The sequence below is a fragment of the Shinella sp. 838 genome, from assembly GCF_029623935.1.
Taxonomy (GTDB): Bacteria; Pseudomonadota; Alphaproteobacteria; order Rhizobiales; family Rhizobiaceae; genus Shinella.
This window is the reverse complement of the sequence record NZ_JARSBQ010000005.1, coordinates 120,407-138,533: the sequence shown is the minus strand read 5'-3', so window position 1 is coordinate 138,533 and position 18,127 is coordinate 120,407. Positions and strand designations below refer to the sequence as shown.

The window sequence follows — 18,127 nt, the reverse complement described above, 5'->3', positions numbered from 1 at the left end:
CGCGTAGTTGCTACCTTGTCCGCAGTTTTCGAAGGTCAATTCAATACGTCTCAAAACGAGTCGATTACGCTCAAAATTCGTATACAGCCTCATCAAAATCAACCCCGAGCGAGAATAAGGTAAGCGAAATATCCGATGTAGCAGCAGACGAAGCCCGCGCCTTCGGCCCGGGAAAGTCTCTTGCCGCTGAGAAAGGCCGGAACACAAAGCAGCGTGGCCGCCGCCATGACGGGGATGTCGACGGAGATCAGGTTGTCCTCCACCGACATCGGATTGCCTGGAACCAACATGGTCAGGCCCAGGATAACAGCGATGTTATAGAAGCCGCTGCCGAGAAGGTTACCGACGGCGATGTCGCGTTCGTTGCGCATCGTCGAGACGATTGTCGTCACGAGCTCGGGGCTCGACGTGCCGATAGCGACGATGGTCAGGCCGATGCGGGCCTCGGAGACCTGCAGCCGGCGGGCGAGTTCGGTCGATCCCCAGACGAGCCAGTCGGCGCCTGCAACGATTATCGCAATCCCGACAACCATGGCTACTGCGCTGATCGATCCTGCGTGCGGATCCTCCCGCACCCTACGAGGCAGGGCAGGCAACTCTTTCTCGGCCTGGGAGATTCTCTTGCGCGCACTCCGGACGATCAGGATCGTATAGCCGACCCCGCCAAGCAGAAACATGATGCCCTCGGTCCGCGATAGGGAGCCGTCTGCTGCTAAAGCCCAGAAGGCCGCTGCGGCGACAACCATTGCAGGAAGCTCAAACCTGAGCGAGGCGGGCTCCAAGACCACGGGTCTGAGGAGCGCGCACAAGCCAAGGATAAACAGCAGGTTGAAGGTGTTCGTGCCGGCGATGTTGCCGACCACCAATCCTCCCTCTCCTGACAGGGCGGCATCGATGCCAACGGCAAGCTCCGGCGTGCTCGTTCCGAATGCGACGACTGTAAGTCCGATGACCAGCGGTGAAATGCCAAGCTGGCGCGCGAGCGTCGAACCGCCCCGCACCAGCATTTCGGCTCCGCCGACGAGAGCCAGCAGGCCAGCTACCGACCAGATAATTGCGACCGTCACAGCATTCCCTCCGGCGCGAGCGCCGAACGAGCAGCTGAGCTCACGTTCCGGTCTGCGACCACCTCCCGGATCAGCCGATCTCACCCACAGGCTGGATATATGTCACGGTAAGATGATCGGGGAACTTCAACGCCGTTTTGACGGCTGTCCGGTCCACGGTACCCAAAAGGCACGTGCCGAGCCCTTCTGCGGCGCAGAACAGATAGACATTCTGCGCCATGATGGCCGAGTTGACGCGTGCGGCGATGACCAGTTCTTCTGGCGCGGACGTCGCGATATCGCCGGCGGCGGCCGCCAGCTTCTCGCCGTCCGAAACATAGATCAGCACGACCGGTGCACGCCGCACGAACGCCGTGGGGCTGACATCGGCGCGGATATCCGCATCGGACACTTTTTCGAGTGTATTGGCAGCAGAATTGTAGAGGCTGACGCCATCCTCGAGGGCGACATAGATGTCGACGTCCTTCGAGCCGTGCCAGGCGGGTGCTGTGGTCTTGCCTTCGTCCGGGCGGTTCACGCCATTGGCTGCCCACAAGACTTCCAGCACTGTTTCGCGGGGAACGTCGGCACGCCCGAAGCGCTTTGTCGAGCGGCGCTGCTTAAGAGCCTCCTGCACCGAGACACTGGCGGCACCGCCTGCGGGCGTCTGTGCGTTGGCCGCACCGACGATGCCAGCGGATGCGGCGGCACTGGTTCCGGCGAGAAAAAGCCTTCTCGAAAGCTGTTGTGTCATGATCTGTCCTTTCCTTTTTGTGAAGAGTGTCAGCTCATGTCCATTGCCGCGAAAGGGCATTGAGGACGTCGGTACGGCTGATCTGGCCAACAAGGCGGCCATGGCGAACAACGGGGAACCGTCTGAACGAGCTTGCAACGAAACGCTCGCAGGCTTCGACGATATCGATGCCCGCATCGAGCGTTTCGAGCTCGGTACTCATATAGTCGGCGACGCTGCCGCCCCATTGTTTGTAATAGGAGGCGTTGAGCGCGGCCTTCAGGCAATCGCGCTTCGACAGGACGCCGACGAGATCGCCCGCGTCGTCGATCACGCATGCGCCCGACACTTCGTTCTGCATCAGGACGGAGACGGCGCGCACGATTTCCATGTCCGGAGTCAGCGTGATCAGGTCGGTGCGCATATGATCGGCAACCGTGTCGAGCTTCATCGTTTCATTCCTCCGGGTCTTTCGCACGCTTGGCACTTGCCGCCGCAGGCCGCGCCACCGCACGATCCTTTCAGTGGCGCGCGGCCGGCAAGAAGGCCGGCGGACAGCGCCAGCATGGCGACCCCGGTCAGAAGAATGGCGGCGATAACCGTCTGCATGTCTCATGCCCTCCCGTGATCGACGAAGAGCCTGTTGGCTCTGACTTCGAGGCCGTCCGGGTTTCGCAGCAGATAAAGCACGGGCAGACGATTGGCGGTGGCGAAGGCAAGGCCGCGTTCGGACCCCATCACCAGAAGCGCTGTCGCAAATGCATCGGCCTCCAGCGCCGTCGGGGCCAGGACGGAAACCGAGGCAACGCTGTTGTGAACCGGCTCGCGGGTGGCGGGGTCGATCGTATGACTGTAGCGGCGGCCGGCAATCTCATAGGCGTTGATGGCGTCACCCGAGGTGGCCATCGCCATGTCTGTCAAGGGAAGTGCCGTATGGATGCCCGTGCGTAGCGGATCTGCAATGCCCACGCGCCAGGGAGCGCCGTCAGGTCTCCGGCCGCGGGCAGAGACTTCACCTCCCACCTCGATCAGGAAACCAAGCACGCCCTGCGCAGCCAGGTGTTCTGCAAGCCGGTCCACGGCGTAGCCCTTGGCAATGCCGCACAGATCGAGCGACAGTTCCGGCTCCGCCTTGGATAGGCCTTCGGCGCCGAGGGCAAAAGCGATATGAGGACCGGATTGCCCCGATGCGATCGGCCCGAAACCGTAACGATGGACATCTGGCCCGACGCCCGGATCGAACGCGCCATCGGTCAACCGCGCGATCTCCAGGGCTTTGCCAGCGACGGTTCTAAATGGAACGGAGACTGCGAACGGTGCAGTGCTCGAGCGATGGTTGAATTGAGAAAGCTCAGAATCGGCGCGAAACGGGCTCATCGACTGATCGATCCCCGCCAGTATTTTTCGCAGGTCCGCACCAAGCCCACCGGCATCGGCGTCAGCGGGTACGGTGACCTGCCATCTCGTGCCGAAGGCGCGACCGGAGATGCGCACCAAATCGCCAGCATCGGCCCACGCGAATGACGCCATGGACATCAGTCCAGCCAGGCCACCCAGTCCAAGCAAAATGTCGCGCCGAGTCTTCATGCTCCTAGATCCCGAAATCGTCATTGAAGATGCTTTCGCGTTCGACGCCGCATTCATCGAGCATCGCGTAGACGGCTTCGATCATCAGTGGCGGTCCGCACAGGTAATATTCGCAGTCCTCCGGCGCCGAGTGATCCTTGAGATAGGCCTTGAAGACGACGTCGTGGACGAAGCCCGTCTCGCCTTCCCAGGCGTCGTTACGGGCAGGCTCCGATAGAGCCGGCACCCAGCGGAAATTCTGGTAGCGTCGCGCAAGCTCATCGAATTCTTCGGCGTAGAACAGTTCACCCCGGCTGCGCGCGCCATACCAGAAGCTGATCTTGCGCCGGCTTCCCTGCCGTTCAAGCATGTCCGTTATGATGGCACGTAAGGGGGCCATACCGACGCCGCCGCCGATGAAGACCATTTCGCGCTCGCTGTCCTGAGCCCCGAAGTGACCGTAAGGACCGGCAACTTCGACGGCGTCGCCTTCGCGCAGCCCGAACAGCCACGACGAAACGATGCCGGGAGACGCCTGCGGTTTGGCAGGCGGCGGCGTGGCCAGACGGATGTTGAGGACGATCAGGCCAGCATCACGGGGCCGGCTGGCGACAGAATAGGCGCGAGAGACCGACTGGGAGCTCTGTGACGAGAGCTTGTCTATGCCGAGCTTCTTCCATTCGGCGGCGTGCTGCGGCTCCAGCGCGATGTCGGAAAAGTCGAGGCGGTAGGCAGGTGCCGTGACCTGAACGAAATTGCCCGCGCGAAAGTCGAATTGCGCACCCTCCGGCAGGGCGAGCACGATTTCCTTGATCAGCGGTGTGACGCTGCGCGATGACGCCACGCGGCATTGCATCGTGGTGATGCCGAGGACCTCGTCCGGCACGGTGACAGCGACATCGTTTCGCACGACGATCTGGCAGGCGAGGCGCGTTCCCGCCCGAACGTCGGCAGGCGAAAGTCGAGCGCGCTCCGTCGGCAGCGGGTCGCCTGTTCCCGAAACCCCGCTCACCCGGCACAAGCCGCAAGTTCCGGCGCCCGCGCAACCCGAGGGTACGGCGACGCCGTTGGCGTTAAGGATGTCGAGCAGTTTGAAGTTAGCCAAAGCCGCGATCTCGCGCTTACCATTGACGGTGACCGCGACAGGCCGTGACGGCAGCAGATAGTCCCGGACCGTATGGACAAGAGCTGCAAGTACGACGAGCAGCACGGAAATGAAGCCGATGCCGAGCAGGATCTCCGTCATAGCACGCGCACTCCCACGAAAGCGGAGAACGCCATCGACAGAAGGCCCGTGACGATGAAGGCGATGCCGAGGCCCTGCAAGCCTTCGGGAACGTTGGCGTAGCGCAATCGCTCGCGGACCGCCGCCAGCGTGACGATCGCAAGCGCCCAGCCGATGCCTGTGCCGACGCCGTAAACCGTGCTTTCGGCAAGGTCATATTGCCGCTCGACCATGAACAGGCTGCCGCCGATGATGGCGCAGTTGATGGCGAGAAGCGGTAGGTAGATGCCAAGCGCGCTATAAAGAGCGGGCACGTAGCGATCGAGCAGCATTTCGATGATCTGCACCATCGCCGCGACGATGCCGATGAAGGTGATGAGCCGCATGAAGCCGAGATCGACATCCGGCAGGCCGGCCCAGCCGAGTGCACCTGCGCTGAGAACATGGGCATGCAGCAGATAGTTCAAGGGGACGCTGATCGACTGCACCACGATCAGCGCCACGCCCACGCCGAATGCCGTTTCCACGCGCTTGGAGACGGCGAGGAAGGTGCACATGCCGAGGAAGAAGGACAGCGCCAGATTCTCTTCGAAAATGGAGCGCTGGAACAGTTCGATCATGTCTCCGCCGCCCTTTCCTGCTCGCGCAGCTCGAACTCGGGCGCTTCCGTCTGGGCCGGTCGCAGGCTGCGAACGGCCCAGACGAGAAGCCCCAGAATGATGAAGGCGCTCGGTGCGAGCAGCATCAGGCGCAGCGGCTGATACCAGCCGCCGTCGGCGACCAGCGGCAGCACGCCGATGCCGAACAGGCTGCCCGAGCCGAACAGTTCGCGGATCGCCGCGACCGTCAGCAGGACGAGGCTGTAGCCCAGCCCGTTGCCGACGCCGTCCACCATGCTGGGTAACACTGGATTGTGCAGCGCATAGGCTTCGGTGCGGCCGAGCACGATACAGTTGGTCGCGATCAGCGACACGAACACCGTCAGCCGCTGGCTCATCTCATAGGCAAAGGCCTGCAGAAACTGGTCGGCGACGATGACCAGGGAGGCGATGATGGTGATCTGCAGGATGATGCGGACGGAGGACGGGATATGGCGGCGGATCGCGCTGATGATGCCGGCCGAAAGGCCGAGCACGACGGTCAGGGCGATCGACATGGTGAGAGCGGTCGACATCGATGTCGTGACCGCGAGCGCCGAGCAGATGCCGAGAATGTGCACGGTGACAGGGTTCTTGTCGACGAGAGGGTCGGTCAGGTTGCGGAAGGCGATCGTCACCGGATTTCTCCTTTCTTCAATTTGTCGAGGAAAGGTCCAAAGCCGTGCTCGCTCATCCAGAATTCGAGCATGTCGGAGATCGCATAGCCGGTGACGCTGGCCCCGGAGATGCCGTCGACCTCGTAGGGGCCGCTGGCATTTCCGCGCACCACGGAAATAGCGAAATCGCCATCGTCGAAGATGCGCTTGCCCGCCCATTGCGCCTGCCAGCCATCCTCGGCGATACGAGCGCCGAGGCCCGGCGTTTCTCCCTGTTCGTAGACAGTGAAGGCGGCGACCGTGTCGAGATCGGCTTCCAGCGCCAGATAGGCGCGGATGGTCGACTGATATCCCGCGCCGCGAACCGGAAGCACGACGAGCGCCAGATCGTCGCCGCGGCGCAGAAGGTAGACGAGCGCGTGATTCTCACGGCGGCCGAGACCCGCGAGGTCGTCCGCGCGTGGTACGGTCGTGCTTCTTTCAGTATCCGCCGCCGCGGCGCGCTGATCGAAGCTCGCCGGGTCGATATCGGCGGCGACCGTTCCGCTGGCGAGGTCGATGACGAGTGTTTCGACGCCGCTCGCGCCGGATTCCTTTAATATCTCGCCGATCCCGGGCAGGTTCTCCAGCATTGCGACCATGCGGCCCTGTTGCTGGGCGGCGATATTGGCCTGCTGGATCGGACGCAGGGTGACAGTCGCGACCGAGACGGTCACGCCGCAGCCGATGGCCACCAGCAGCGACATGCCGATCGTCTTGACGCGATCGGTGTTCGGCCGGTCCAGAAAGCCGCGCCAGAGACCTGATCGACGGCTGCCGGGAGGGGTATCAGCCATATCGCCTCGCCCTCCGTTTCACATGGACGGTCACGACCAGGAAGTCGATCAACGGCGCAAAGATGCTGCTCATCAGGATGGCGAAGATCGCGGCTCCGAAAGCCGAGCCGGCCTGCGAGAAAAGGCCGATGAGCAGGCCGGTCAAGATCCCCTGTGCCCAGCGGCCGGGATTGGTGGCGGCGGAGCAGACCGGATCTGCCGCCAGGAAAAGGATAGCGCAGCCGATGGCGCCCGAGAGCAGGAGAGACGCGACGTCCTGACCCTGCATCCAGCTGGACAAGACCATTGCACCGACAATGGCAAGCAGCAGACGCCATGACGCCTGCCCGCTGAGGAGCAGGAGAAGCGCTGCCGGCGCCAGGGCGGCGACAGGAATGTCGGGACCAGTCCGATAATCGAAATCGGTGAAGGAGAACATCAGGAAAGCCAGTGCCGCGACTGCCGGATGCACGAAATTGCGTCCGCGTCCGCCAAACACCTGTTCGGCGATCACCACGCCGAAGCTGATCCCCAGAGCCAGTTGCCAAAGCGGCGCGTCGACAGGAACGAGGAGCGCGATCAGGGTGGCGGTGATTATGCCGTCGAGCCCGATCCCGATGCCTCGCACGCGGGCGAAAACAAACTGCCAGCCGACCGTCACGACGAGAGCCAGCAATAGCCGTATGGCGAAGGCTGAACCGGCGAAGGAAAGTATGAGCGCAACCGGCGCAATCAGGCCCAGAAGCGCGGGCATAACCGCGCTGGCCAATGGGATATGTGCGAAGCGCCCGGCGCGCAAATCCTGCAGAAAAGCGGTCATATCGCCTTCTCCAGCTCATCGAGCGTCGCCCTCAGCAAGGCTCCGTAATCCGTGCCGGAACCGTCGACATGGCCGAGCAGGGCGAGGTCTTCCTCGACGATCTCCAGCGCCCCGAGTTTCGCGGCCGCTTCCACATCGCCGGTGCTGATAGCGCGCAGAAACGGCGCAGGCAGGATCCCGCAGGGTGCGGCCCGCTCATGGACGGCGTTGGGGATAAGCGGCGCAGGAAACCGCTCACCGGATGAGGTAAGGTAACGGGCGACGAAGGAGCGGCGGGCTGGATGTCCGTGCGGCATGGCAGTGGCCTGCACGTCATAGCGCCGCAGGAAGTGCTCGACCATGCCGCAGAGTGGGGAGCCTGACAACAACTGGACTGCGGGGCTCACGAGCGTGCCCTCGAACAGATCGCGCAGATTGGCTCCTGGAGGCACAAGAGCCAGACGCGGCGTGCGGGTTCCCGGGCCCGTCAGTGCGACGACGCGCTGCGTCCAGATCCGGCCCGTATCCAGAAGACAGCCGATCGCGATCACATCCTAATAGCCGATATGCCAGACCATCCGGGTGGCATCGACAGGGTGAATGTGATGGATATGCGTTCCTGCAAGTCCTGCCGGATGCCTGCCGGAGAAGGCGACCGATTTGGTGCCGTCCACCACAGGTAGCGACGCATCATTGCCATGACAGATGTAAACCGGGCCGTCGGTGAGGTGGCACAGCGCCGCGGCACCCAAACGGAACCATGTTTCGAAGCGTTTTATGACCGGCGCCGGATCGCCCGCCAGCGGCGCCGTGTCCATGGCGGTGAGGAAGATCGCGTCGGGGATTTTTGCGGGATCGGCGATCCGCCCGAACGGGCGAGTGCGAAAGGACTGCCAGCAACCGCTCGTCATCAGAAGCGACTGCATTGCTTCTCGATCCGGCTGCGCGGGCCGGTCGAATCGGATGCCATCATCCCCATCAATATCGATGACGATCGAATCGAGGCTTCTGCGCCGGCCATGTGAGATTGCCCGGACCGTTCCGGAAAGGGGGGCAGTGTAGCTAAGGTCGGGGCGTCGACGGTCCGTAAAAAGCCGCTGCCCCGCTAGCACGCATTGCCCTTCCGCGACGTCGAAGATGGGGCGCAGGTCAGGATAGTCATCGCCAAGAAGCGCAGCCGAGCGAACCGCAACTTCTTCGTCGATCGTCTCTGCCGGTTTGCCTTCCCACCGAAGATCGATGCCGCCTTTTACCCTCACCTGCAATACTGACGCCCCTCCGATTATGTTCAACTCAACCCGGTTTCGCCCGAAACATTGACGGCCTCCGATAAGATTATGGAGGTCGACGGCAGTGCCATTGATTATGATCAATTTGCAAAGCGATCTGGGTAACTGTGATATGCGCTATAGGTCGTATCGCTGCAGGTACCTTTATCCTGCGATCAACCGAGCGGCGCGGGCTCGGTTGATCGTTCACGACAGGGCCGTTCAATATCCGTCAGGAGCCTGTAACCGTTTGCGAAAGTGCGGCTCGCAATTTCTCTTCCTGTTCCGGCGAAAGCGACGTCTTGAGTACACGACCGCGCAACCCCTCGAACTCCGCCAGCACCTTTTCCGGCTGCACCTTTCGGACAAGCACGAACAATGCCGAGGAGTTGTTCGGGATCGTTTCGCCAAGAGATTTGATGAACGTGTCGTCGATGCCATAGTCAGCGAGCGAGCCGGACAAGGCGCCAACACCAGCCCCCGTCAGGCCACCGATGGCGATGCCGGCAAGCGGATTGAGGAACAAAAGCCCCACCAGACCGCCCCACAACGTGCCCGACAGCAGGCCTGACGCCGCCCCAAGGGTTGTCAGATTAAGGCTCTGCTTGAGATGAACCTTGCCTTCGCCGTCACGAACGACGACGACGGCATCCTCCAGATCGACCAGATACTCTTTTCTCAGGGCGGCGAGTTTGAGAAGCACCTTGTCGGCTTCATCAACCGTATCGAAACCGACGACTATCAGATCGGACATGCTTTGTTCTCCTGTGTTGTCATCACTTTTTCCGTAGCTTCCCGGGCCACCTGCCCTGCCCAGCGATAAGTCTTTATCGCGAGAGAAAGATCGGGACTGTCGGGTTGGCCAGAATGGTACGAGTTGCGCTACCGAAAACGAATTCGGTGATCCGGGACTGCCCGTAGGCGCCCATGACCATCATATCGGCACCAAGCTCTTCTGCCCGGGATAGAATAAGATCACCGGCATTGTCGCCTTCCAGTCGGTCAAGCGTCACCCTGATCCCGTGGCGTGCGAGGTGGAGAGCGATATCGCTTCCGGGATCTTCCCCCAGAAGCCTTGCAACCTTGGGCTCGGGAACAACAACAACGTGAACGGCGCGAGCAGTTGTAAGGAATGCCATTGAATCCGCTATGGCGCGGGCCGCTTCCCGGCTGGCATTCCATCCGATCACGATGGTTTCGGGGATGGCGCTGTCACCTGGCCAGGTGGCAGGCAAAAGGATCGAGGGTCGACCGGAGGCAAAGATGATATCCTCCGAAACCGTAAGAGCTGTCTCCGCACGAGCCGGATCTCGCCCCGTTCCGACGATGGCCAGAGAGGCATGCCGGGCGTGCAACATGAGCGCTTCGCCCGTTTCATGAGAACATATCCGCAGTTCGCAGTTTACACCGCTGGCGGAGGCAATCTCCGAAAGGATCTTCCGAAGCTGCTCTTCGGCGTCGTGTCGGCGCTTCTCGAAAGCGGTTATCATGCTGTCGATCGCAGCCCCCCGGGCGAAGCCATGCGAGGGAGTTGCGATCAAATCTTCCGGCACAAAAGCAACAACGACGTGTGCATCCCATACACGTGCAAGTGAAACAGCATAATCGATATAGACCCGGCAGACAGAAGCTTCCGCTGTGTCGATATAAACGACAATATCTTTTGGCGTATTCATTCCATCTCCCCGTCGCCCGCCTGCTTGACCAACTTAACGATCGATTATCATTAGTCAACAGCTGATGATAAGACCGATGGAGATATGTCCCCTGGCTCAGTTCCAGCCTGCATTCAATTCCTGCGCGATCGCGACAGGTGACCGGATGAGGTCTCCTCGGGCTTGATGCCTTCTGGCGCCTCAATCTCGTTCGTCGGGTGAGGCTCTGCGACTGTGCTCGGAGCAGGCCACTCACAATTCGTCTGATGTTTCTGCACCCGGCGCTTCTTCCGCACCGCCACAGTGAACGACTTTACTTGTTTCATGACGACCTCAGGCTCTGTGTCGTTTATCGATGATCTCGCTTGAAGTCGGCGATCGCCGCAGTGCAAGCGCCAATGCACTCAGGCCGCAACCGGTGATCAGCAGATCGATCGCCAGCAGCGCGCCGATGATCCAGAGGCTGTTGACGGGCCAGCCCATCAGAATGACCATTGAAACGAGGACGGTGGTGGCGCCTGCCGCAACCAGCCAGCCCCAACCCGAAACAGGTCGAACCGCCAGACCTGCGGCAAATCTGACAATGCCTGCGACCAGCAGGCTGAGCGCCATGAGCAGCGTGAGGACGCTGGATGCCAATACCGGATTCCAGAATGTGACAAGGCCCGCCGACACATACAACGCGCCGATTGCGATCAACCCGAGCAAATGGCTCCGACGCTTCATCTGAACGGCGAAGACGATATGCGCCGCACCGGCCAGCAGCATCGTAACGCCCACAAAAAGCACCGAAACGACTGTCGCCAGCAGAAGATTGGACAGGGCGGCAAACGCAATCAAGAGAAGTGCTATGCCTGCGGCCAACAGCCACTGCCATCGCGACCGTAACAGTCGCAGATCGGTGGAATCGAGCATTCTGAAGTTCATGGTCGTCATGGGTTTTTCCTCCTGGAACTGCGGGTGTTCACGCGTGTCAGTTGCCGCCGACGATCTTGCCAGCCAGTATGAACGGGCTTGAAAGAACCGCACCGGCGGAATTGAACACGAAAGCTCCGGCTTGCCTGATGTTTTGCGGGTCGCCAGCGCCATTGCGAGCCGAGAGTTTCGGATAAAGCGCGGCGAGACCGACAAAACGATTGTGTCTGAAGCTATCGGAGGCCTCGACGTCCGATATATCGATCACCTGTACATTCGCCTTGCGCGTTGCCTCCTCGATTTTAGGATCCGTCACGTCGATCCTGCCCAGACGCTGACGTTCGGTAGATAGAAGTTCCGACACCTGCAGTGCCCTGTCGTCCCTGGACACAAGGATGGTCATGGGCGGGTTGAGTGGCCCTATCGCCGCCAATTGCGCTTCAAACACGTCAACGTCGATGTCTGGCGCCGCGAGCACCACCTGCAGTCGGCGGATGACCGCATCCTTGCCTGTAAGCCGAAGCTGGCGCACCGCTTCCGTCGTCAGCCATCCTCCCATGCTGTGGCCGACGAGCGTGATCGGTCCCTGCGTCTGCTTGGCTGCAAGCGTGGTGAGCAGATCCGCCAACTGGTCGCGCGAAAACGTCACCGCATCCTTATCCGCGACGTAGCCGCTCAGAGCCCCTTCGGACGGCCAGGCAAACAGAATCGGAGCGGCGCCAGTGCCGGCATCCGCTGCCATTTGTGCGACGCGATAGACGGCCTCGGTGAAATTGGTGTTGTAGCCATGCACAAACACGCCAACGCTTGGCGGTTTGTCATTGCGTTTGCGCGTGACTTCGGCCTCGAATGTCACCGCGTCGAGGAGCTGCTGGTCTACGGTGACGAAGTCCGTCTTCGGGTTCGGCTTCGATTTCGGCCACTCGACATTGCCGGCCTTGTGACCCGGCGGGATAGATATCCTGTAGCGGATGTAGCTGACCTCACGGCTGCGCCCGGTCGTGTAGACACCGGCCGCGTCGCGCTTTCGCGTGGTTGCGACATAGACGGTAGTCAGCTTCGCCCCCTGGACGGTTTCAGCCGTTTGGGCAAGCAGTTCCGGGCCCGGACGCCCGGCACAGGCTGAAAGCAGGCTTGTCAGGAGAAGAAATACAAGTCGAAGACTGAATTCACGCATTTACTGAAACCAAACAATGTCTAGTGCTGTGGAACCATCGCGCCTTTCGGAACAACAGCGTTCAGGCCTGCCGCCGCTAAAGGCGGCGTCAGTATTTTCGGGGCACCAGATTGTCCCATCCGGCCAGGCCGTGATGTGGAACCCGTTATCGGCGTAGACAACCGAACCGGGGAGCTGCGAGCCGCGCCATCCGGATGAAGGAATGGCAGGACACATCCATGGCCAATGCAAAGCCCTCGGCCGCGCAGCCGGCAGCAATCGACGCTTCGTTGGCGATGCCGACCACAAGGCCACGTATTCCGGACAGACCGATAGTCGCAGTCATTAATCAGCCTCCCAGAACGCTTGAGGCTTCGGCAGCGATCACCTGTTCCTCGTCGGTTGGGATCACGAGCACGGCGAGGCGGCTTGCCGGGCTGCTGATGACTGTCCGGTTCTCAGCGTTCGCGGCCGGGTCGAGATCGATGCCGAGCCACATCAGGCGGGTGCAGATATCGGCCCTGATCGCCGGCTGGTGCTCGCCGATACCGGCCGTGAACACCAACGCGTCGAGCCCGCCGAGCGTCGAGGCAAGTCGCGAGACTTCACCTGCGACACTGAAGCAGAACAGTTCGATCGCTTCCTTCGCTTCCGGCTCTTCACTTTCCAGAAGCGCGCGGCTGTCAGCACTGATGCCGGAGACCCCCAGTAGACCCGACTGGTGATAGAGGAGGTCCTCGATGTCGCTGAGATCGCGACCGGATCTTGCCAGATGCAGCACCACTCCGGCGTCGAGCGCTCCGCAGCGTGTTGCCATCGGCACACCGTCGAGCGTCGAAAACCCCATGCTGGTGTCGCGGCTGGCACCGTTGCACATGGCGCAGAGGCTGGCACCGGACCCCAGATGGGCGACGACGACCTTGCCCGCCGCATGCTCCGGCCAGTTGCGGGCCAGTTCCCCCGCTATCGATCGATAGGAAAGCCCGTGAAAGCCATAACGTTTGATGCCTTCCTCGTGGAGCGCCCTTGGCAATGCGAAGCGTCGCGCGACCTCGGACATGGTGCGATGGAAGGCAGTGTCGAAAGAGGCGGTCTGCCTGAGCTCCGGTCGGAGGCGCGTGATCGCACGGATGAGGCGCAGCGCCTGGGGCTGATGCAGCGGTGCAAGCGGTACGAGCGCCTCCATCTGCGCCATCAGCCGATCATCGATCAGGACGGCACCATCGAACAGATCGCCGCCGTGCACGATACGGTGGCCGATCGCCATGACGCCGGACATGTCGTAATGCCACGAGAGGCGGCCGAAGGCCTCGCTCAAGACATCGTCCAATTCCTCCGCGGCTTCGGCTTCCAGTTCGATGTCGAAGCGATCCGGCCCCTCGGAAAGCTCGAAGCGCAACGGCGTCTTGCGAAAGTCGATCATACCCTTGCCGATGCGTGTGAGCGCACCTTCGGAACGGGTAAAGAGGCCGATCTTGACCGTGGACGAGCCGGCGTTGAAGGTGACAAGCAGTTGCTCGCTCATGGCGTTGCTCCGGTTTGCGGCGCCTGGTTGCGAGCGACGAGGAGCCTTGCGAGCGTTGCCGAGGCGATGCGCGCCGAAAGCGGATCCGAGCGGCTGGTCAGCACGATCGGCACGCGAGCGCCGAGCACGATCCCGGCCGCCGTCGCCCCCGCGAAATAGATCAGTTGCTTGGCAAGCATATTGCCCGCCTCCAGGTCCGGCACGAGCAGAACATCGGCCTCGCCCGCAACCGGCGAGACGATCCCTTTTGTCCTCGCCGCCTCGATATTGATCGCATTGTCGAATGCAAGTGGGCCATCGACGCGCCCGCCGGTGATCTGGCCACGCGCCGCCATTACCGTCAGCGCCGCGGCATCCAAGGTCGACGGCATCTTCGCATTGACGGTCTCGACGGCTGCGAGCACGGCAACGCGCGGCTCCTCGACGCCAAGCGCCCGGAGAAGATCGATGGCGTTCTGGCAGATATCGCGTTTCTGATCGAGCGTCGGCTGGATGTTGATCGCCGCATCGGTAACGATCAGCGGCTTGTCGTAAGCCGGGACATCGAGCGCGAAGACATGGCTGATGCGCCGTTCGGTTCTCAACCCGGAACCGGTCGCGATGACAGCGCCCAGAAGTTCATCGGTATGCAGGCTGCCCTTGACAAGAACCGCGACCTCACCAGCGACAGCAAGCTCCACCGCGCGTGCGGCCGCCGCGTGGCTATGGGCAACATCTTCGATTGCCATATCACCAAGATCGACCTTCGCAGCATCAGCAGCAGCACGGATCTTCGCGACCGGTCCGACCAGCAGCGGCTCGAACAGGCCCTGCTGGCGAACCTCGACTGCGGCCAGGATCGCGCCGGCAGAACAGGGGTGAACGACAGCGGCCCGCACCGGGGGCAGGCTGCGCGCTTCCGCGACGAAGGATTCGTACCGGCTCGCAGATGCCGAGGCCGTGGAGCCAGAGATGGAAGCAGCCTCGGTCCATTCGATGGATTGTTCGGGTGCAAGAACTGTCGCCGTCCCGGTCAAAACAAGCTCACCTTTTTGATTGAAGCAAGTCGTTTCCAGCGCGACCATGCGCGTTTCGGTGTTCTTCTGCCTCACCTTCACGCTTGCCGTGATCGTGTCGCCTGCGGCGACGGGTTTCACGAAGCGGAAGTCCTGCCCGAGATAGATCGTCCCGGGCCCCGGGAATCTTGTGCCGAGGACGAGCGAAACGAGCGCTCCGGTCCAGAGGCCGTTGGCGACGATCTCGTTGAAGAGCGTCGTCGCTTCTGGCGCCGCATCGCAAGAAGCCGGCCAACTCCCGCCAGCCATGGCAGTCAGCAGATCGATATCGTTACGCCCAGCAACACGGGTGAGGCTCGCGGTATCGCCGACCTTGAGATCGGCGAAGGTATGGTTTCTCAGCAAATTGTCCGCCATCGCGCCCTCACTTCTGGAACACATAGGTGCCGGGCGAAGCCGCGATGGGAGGGAGACCCTCCAGTCATCCGTGCCCTCAGCGCCTCGCGCGTCCGATCGATGGTGCGATAGACCTCTGTGCCCAAAGTTTTGTCAGAGATTTGCGTTGCCTCAACGTCCAACCTGCTCAAATCATTCATTGTCGCTCCCGACTGATCGGTAGGGTTGCTGTTGTCTGGCATTCCTTGTCATCGTTCATAAGAAACTCGACGACCTGGGATATCAGGATCGCGAGTTCGTGATCCTTGCCGCTCTTCTGGAGGGCTGACGTGCCGATAACGTCACGAAGGATGCTGACACCGGCCAGGAGAGCGGCGATCATTGACGCGCGCGGCTCGGACACGAGCTGACATTTGGACGCGAACGGCTTGACGAAGCCTTCGTCGATGAGCTCACGAAAGACCCGCGCAGCTTCGGGGCTGGAAAAGGATCGAGCGAGGATGTCGAATGGCCGGATCTCGTTGGCGCCCTTGTCGGCGAGGACGTCCTTTGCCAGTGTCATATGCAACTCGCTCGCCTCTCCGACCAGCCAGACCTCCGGGCGAAGCATCGCCCTGACGGCCTCCCGGAAAAGCTTCTCCTTCGACCCGAAGGATCGATGCACGTAAGCCATGTCGACGCCGACATCGGAGGCAATGTCACGAAGCCCTGTCTCTTCGTAGGAATGTGAGGAGAAGCGCAGGATCGCGGCCTTGAGGATGCGGTCACGCGTTGTGTCTTCCACGACCGGGCGGATAAGTCTGTTGGGCATAATCTCTCCAGATTGACGGTTGAAAGGTTTATCGGCATAAGTGTGGTTAGTCAACAGCGGATGACTTCCCTTTGGCTAACGCTGGAATGGTCTGTTCGTTCCATTCCTGCAAACTCGGAGTACTCACGCCGAATTACTTGGCGGGGATCCGATTCATAGCAATCCTGTTCGGCAGTAACGATCCAAGCGTCGCAACGCCGTCTATCACTTCGCGTCCAATGTCAGGTCAAGATGGAAATCGATGCTTTCTACACATTCACCATTGCTATCACGCTTTTGTTGGTGGGCAAGATCGTCACCGTGAAGACGCCGCTCCTGCGAAAATACTCCATTCCGGAACCCGTGGTTGGAGGACTTCTCTGCACGGTCGTCGTCGCTCTCTTCTATGCGGCGTTCGATAGACGGATCACTTTCGATCTCCAGATGCGTGACTTCCTTTTACTGCTATTCTTTGCCGGTGTCGGATTGAAGGCGGATGTCAAGACATTGCTTGCAGGCGGTCGCCCGCTAGCCATTCTGCTCTCGCTCGCAATCGCCTTCATCCTCATTCAAAATCTCACCGGCGTGGGCATGGCCACGGTCTTCGGCCTTGAAGCGAGGGCCGGACTGATGGTGGGATCAATTTCGCTGACGGGCGGGATCGGTACGACGCTCGCCTGGGCGCCAATTTTCATCGAAAGGCTTGGCATCCCGAATGCTATGGAACTTGGCGTCGCGGCCAACACCATCGGATTGATCGCAGCTTGCATGATCGGCGGCCCGGTCGCTGCTTACCTGATCAAGCGCCATAGCGTCGTCCCTACCCATTCCGCGGAACTCGACATAGGCGCTTCCAATGATGGCCGGCAATCCGGGCTGGATTATTTCTGAGTCCTTTGGGCGCTCCTCGCCCTGAACCTGGCTCTGATTCTCGGTCTCGGCATCAGTCACATTCTCGCTCTCACCGGTCTCAATCTTCCAGGCTTCGTAAGCTGCCTCATGGCCGGGATCGTCATCCGGAACCTCATGCCGATTGCTGTCAGTTCCAGGGTGCTCAGACTATGGCCCGGCGTGGATGACGGCCTTGCTCTGATATCAGACCTTGCGCTCGGCCTTTTTCTGACGATGGCATTGATGGGCCTTCAGCTCTGGCAGCTCAACGGCGTCTTCATATTCGTTGCCTGCGCCCTGGCCGTTCAAATCGCACTCGCGATCATCTTCACGATCGTCGTCGTATTCCGTCTTATGGGACGCGACTACGAGGCCGTGGTGATATCAGCCGGCTTCGGCGGGATAGCTCTCGGGTCGACGGCGACCGCGATCGCCAACATGACTGCGGTCACCCAGCAACATGGCGCGTCGCATCGCGCCTTTGTCGTTGTGCCTCTGGTATGCGGCTTCTTCATTGATATCGTCAATGCCTTAATCATCTCGGCTTTCGTCGGCTGATGAAACCGTTTCGTTTCGTCATGGCTGCAGCGACGACATGGTTCACGGTGTCGTCACCCGACGAGATACGAAGCCGGCAACCGGCACGCCGTGGTATTACAGCCTTGACCATTGACATGCCTGTCATCAGGTGATGATATGTTCTGAATTTCAAATCACGCGCTGATGATACTGGGGCAAATAGCAGTTCTTCACGCAAACACTCAGGTGGGCAATGAAGAACGCTCCAACAAAACCGCCTTTCGCGGCGGCTTTCCAAAGTATACGCCTCGCTTACACGAGAAAAATCAGGTTCAAGACCTGCTTTGACGACGGATGGCGGTCACGCTTCGCTTCTGCCGGATTTCCAGAATTTTCAAGTGACCGCATCAGATCGAACTTTCATCAGCAAGCCGGTTGGGCAGCCGTGACGTCTCGCGTCCGCCCAACGGCGGGTTTGCGCCACCAAGGCAGGCTCCTCACCATGACAATGACCCTCTGCACCCTGACATCAGATCGTTTCCGCGTCCAAGCCCAGCTCGCTTATGCAACCGCGAAAG

General features: G+C 61.0%; 19 protein-coding genes and 1 pseudogene. 1 reads left to right on the top strand and 19 read right to left on the bottom strand.

All coding sequences use genetic code 11. The features are described 5' to 3' along the window. Positions 1 to 98: 98 nt before the first annotated feature. The 19 genes from P9A16_RS17750 to P9A16_RS17660 form a co-directional block, all read right to left on the bottom strand. Complete coding sequence (locus P9A16_RS17750; protein ID WP_112585299.1) at positions 99 to 1,067, bottom strand: calcium/sodium antiporter; 969 nt, start codon at positions 1,065 to 1,067, stop codon at positions 99 to 101. Positions 1,068 to 1,137: 70 nt separating this feature from the next. Continuing rightward, positions 1,138 to 1,800 carry a nitroreductase family protein gene (locus P9A16_RS17745; RefSeq protein ID WP_162707404.1) on the bottom strand — a complete coding sequence of 221 codons (663 nt, stop codon included), beginning with the start codon at positions 1,798 to 1,800 and terminating at the stop codon, positions 1,138 to 1,140. Positions 1,801 to 1,834: 34 nt separating this feature from the next. Beyond that, positions 1,835 to 2,230, bottom strand: a complete 396-nt coding sequence (locus P9A16_RS17740) for a CBS domain-containing protein (protein ID WP_112585295.1) — start codon at positions 2,228 to 2,230, stop codon at positions 1,835 to 1,837. Between the two features lie 161 nt (positions 2,231 to 2,391). Beyond that, positions 2,392 to 3,366, bottom strand: a complete 975-nt coding sequence (locus P9A16_RS17735; RefSeq protein ID WP_162707403.1) for an FAD:protein FMN transferase — start codon at positions 3,364 to 3,366, stop codon at positions 2,392 to 2,394. Positions 3,367 to 3,370: 4 nt separating this feature from the next. Then, positions 3,371 to 4,591, bottom strand: a complete 1,221-nt coding sequence (nqrF, locus tag P9A16_RS17730) for an NADH:ubiquinone reductase (Na(+)-transporting) subunit F (protein ID WP_112585291.1) — start codon at positions 4,589 to 4,591, stop codon at positions 3,371 to 3,373. Beyond that, positions 4,588 to 5,190, bottom strand: a complete 603-nt coding sequence (nqrE, locus tag P9A16_RS17725; RefSeq protein ID WP_112585289.1) for an NADH:ubiquinone reductase (Na(+)-transporting) subunit E — start codon at positions 5,188 to 5,190, stop codon at positions 4,588 to 4,590. The genes nqrF and nqrE overlap by 4 nt, the downstream gene beginning before the upstream one ends. Beyond that, positions 5,187 to 5,846: an NADH:ubiquinone reductase (Na(+)-transporting) subunit D gene (locus P9A16_RS17720; protein ID WP_112585287.1), complete on the bottom strand. Its 660-nt coding sequence runs from the start codon at positions 5,844 to 5,846 to the stop codon at positions 5,187 to 5,189. The genes nqrE and P9A16_RS17720 overlap by 4 nt, the downstream gene beginning before the upstream one ends. Further along, on the bottom strand, positions 5,843 to 6,661 hold the full coding sequence (gene nqrC / locus P9A16_RS17715; protein ID WP_112585285.1) for an NADH:ubiquinone reductase (Na(+)-transporting) subunit C: 819 nt from the start codon (positions 6,659 to 6,661) through the stop codon (positions 5,843 to 5,845). The genes P9A16_RS17720 and nqrC overlap by 4 nt, the downstream gene beginning before the upstream one ends. After that, positions 6,654 to 7,460 carry an RnfABCDGE type electron transport complex subunit D gene (locus P9A16_RS17710; protein WP_112585283.1) on the bottom strand — a complete coding sequence of 269 codons (807 nt, stop codon included), beginning with the start codon at positions 7,458 to 7,460 and terminating at the stop codon, positions 6,654 to 6,656. The genes nqrC and P9A16_RS17710 overlap by 8 nt, the downstream gene beginning before the upstream one ends. Further along, positions 7,457 to 7,990, bottom strand: a complete 534-nt coding sequence (locus P9A16_RS17705) for a hypothetical protein (RefSeq protein ID WP_112585281.1) — start codon at positions 7,988 to 7,990, stop codon at positions 7,457 to 7,459. The genes P9A16_RS17710 and P9A16_RS17705 overlap by 4 nt, the downstream gene beginning before the upstream one ends. 3 nt (positions 7,991 to 7,993) lie before the next feature. After that, a complete protein-coding gene (locus P9A16_RS17700; RefSeq protein WP_278025891.1) occupies positions 7,994 to 8,698 on the bottom strand; it encodes a hypothetical protein in 705 nt (234 codons plus the stop codon). A 241-nt stretch (positions 8,699 to 8,939) separates the two neighbouring features. Next, positions 8,940 to 9,461, bottom strand: a complete 522-nt coding sequence (locus P9A16_RS17695) for a DUF1269 domain-containing protein (RefSeq protein ID WP_077548383.1) — start codon at positions 9,459 to 9,461, stop codon at positions 8,940 to 8,942. Positions 9,462 to 9,534: 73 nt separating this feature from the next. Then, positions 9,535 to 10,383 carry a universal stress protein gene (locus P9A16_RS17690; protein WP_112585277.1) on the bottom strand — a complete coding sequence of 283 codons (849 nt, stop codon included), beginning with the start codon at positions 10,381 to 10,383 and terminating at the stop codon, positions 9,535 to 9,537. Positions 10,384 to 10,695: 312 nt separating this feature from the next. Beyond that, the gene (locus P9A16_RS17685) at positions 10,696 to 11,298 is read right to left on the bottom strand and encodes an HdeD family acid-resistance protein (protein WP_077548381.1); all 603 of its coding nucleotides are present in this window, start codon (positions 11,296 to 11,298) and stop codon (positions 10,696 to 10,698) included. A gap of 37 nt (positions 11,299 to 11,335) precedes the next feature. After that, positions 11,336 to 12,454, bottom strand: coding sequence for an alpha/beta hydrolase (locus tag P9A16_RS17680; protein WP_077548380.1), 1,119 nt, complete (start codon positions 12,452 to 12,454; stop codon positions 11,336 to 11,338). A gap of 145 nt (positions 12,455 to 12,599) precedes the next feature. Beyond that, on the bottom strand, positions 12,600 to 12,779 hold the full coding sequence (locus P9A16_RS17675; RefSeq protein ID WP_077548379.1) for a hypothetical protein: 180 nt from the start codon (positions 12,777 to 12,779) through the stop codon (positions 12,600 to 12,602). A 3-nt stretch (positions 12,780 to 12,782) separates the two neighbouring features. Then, entirely contained in the window at positions 12,783 to 13,958 is a 1,176-nt protein-coding gene (locus tag P9A16_RS17670) for an acetate/propionate family kinase (protein WP_077548378.1), read from the bottom strand. Next, a complete protein-coding gene (locus tag P9A16_RS17665; protein ID WP_112585275.1) occupies positions 13,955 to 15,370 on the bottom strand; it encodes a bifunctional enoyl-CoA hydratase/phosphate acetyltransferase in 1,416 nt (471 codons plus the stop codon). Before P9A16_RS17665 ends, P9A16_RS17670 begins: the two co-directional genes overlap by 4 nt. A gap of 175 nt (positions 15,371 to 15,545) precedes the next feature. Beyond that, positions 15,546 to 16,214 (bottom strand): TetR/AcrR family transcriptional regulator, encoded by a 669-nt coding sequence (locus P9A16_RS17660; protein ID WP_278025783.1) that lies wholly within the window; start codon positions 16,212 to 16,214, stop codon positions 15,546 to 15,548. A gap of 177 nt (positions 16,215 to 16,391) precedes the next feature. Here P9A16_RS17660 and gltS point away from each other — a divergent pair. Continuing rightward, positions 16,392 to 17,588 (top strand): annotated as a pseudogene (gene gltS / locus P9A16_RS17655) (sodium/glutamate symporter). Positions 17,589 to 18,127 lie beyond the last annotated feature (539 nt).

Coding starts and splice junctions, on each gene's coding strand:
- P9A16_RS17735 (WP_162707403.1), bottom strand. CDS start 3,366: ATGAAGACTCGGCGCGACATTTTGCTTGGACTGGGTGGCCTGGCTGGA.
- nqrE (WP_112585289.1), bottom strand. CDS start 5,190: ATGATCGAACTGTTCCAGCGCTCCATTTTCGAAGAGAATCTGGCGCTG.
- P9A16_RS17685 (WP_077548381.1), bottom strand. CDS start 11,298: ATGACGACCATGAACTTCAGAATGCTCGATTCCACCGATCTGCGACTG.
- P9A16_RS17740 (WP_112585295.1), bottom strand. CDS start 2,230: ATGAAGCTCGACACGGTTGCCGATCATATGCGCACCGACCTGATCACG.
- P9A16_RS17670 (WP_077548378.1), bottom strand. CDS start 13,958: ATGAGCGAGCAACTGCTTGTCACCTTCAACGCCGGCTCGTCCACGGTC.
- P9A16_RS17710 (WP_112585283.1), bottom strand. CDS start 7,460: ATGACCGCTTTTCTGCAGGATTTGCGCGCCGGGCGCTTCGCACATATC.
- P9A16_RS17675 (WP_077548379.1), bottom strand. CDS start 12,779: ATGACTGCGACTATCGGTCTGTCCGGAATACGTGGCCTTGTGGTCGGC.
- P9A16_RS17665 (WP_112585275.1), bottom strand. CDS start 15,370: ATGGCGGACAATTTGCTGAGAAACCATACCTTCGCCGATCTCAAGGTC.
- P9A16_RS17680 (WP_077548380.1), bottom strand. CDS start 12,454: ATGCGTGAATTCAGTCTTCGACTTGTATTTCTTCTCCTGACAAGCCTG.
- P9A16_RS17695 (WP_077548383.1), bottom strand. CDS start 9,461: ATGTCCGATCTGATAGTCGTCGGTTTCGATACGGTTGATGAAGCCGAC.
- nqrF (WP_112585291.1), bottom strand. CDS start 4,591: ATGACGGAGATCCTGCTCGGCATCGGCTTCATTTCCGTGCTGCTCGTC.
- nqrC (WP_112585285.1), bottom strand. CDS start 6,661: ATGGCTGATACCCCTCCCGGCAGCCGTCGATCAGGTCTCTGGCGCGGC.
- P9A16_RS17690 (WP_112585277.1), bottom strand. CDS start 10,383: ATGAATACGCCAAAAGATATTGTCGTTTATATCGACACAGCGGAAGCT.
- P9A16_RS17745 (WP_162707404.1), bottom strand. CDS start 1,800: ATGACACAACAGCTTTCGAGAAGGCTTTTTCTCGCCGGAACCAGTGCC.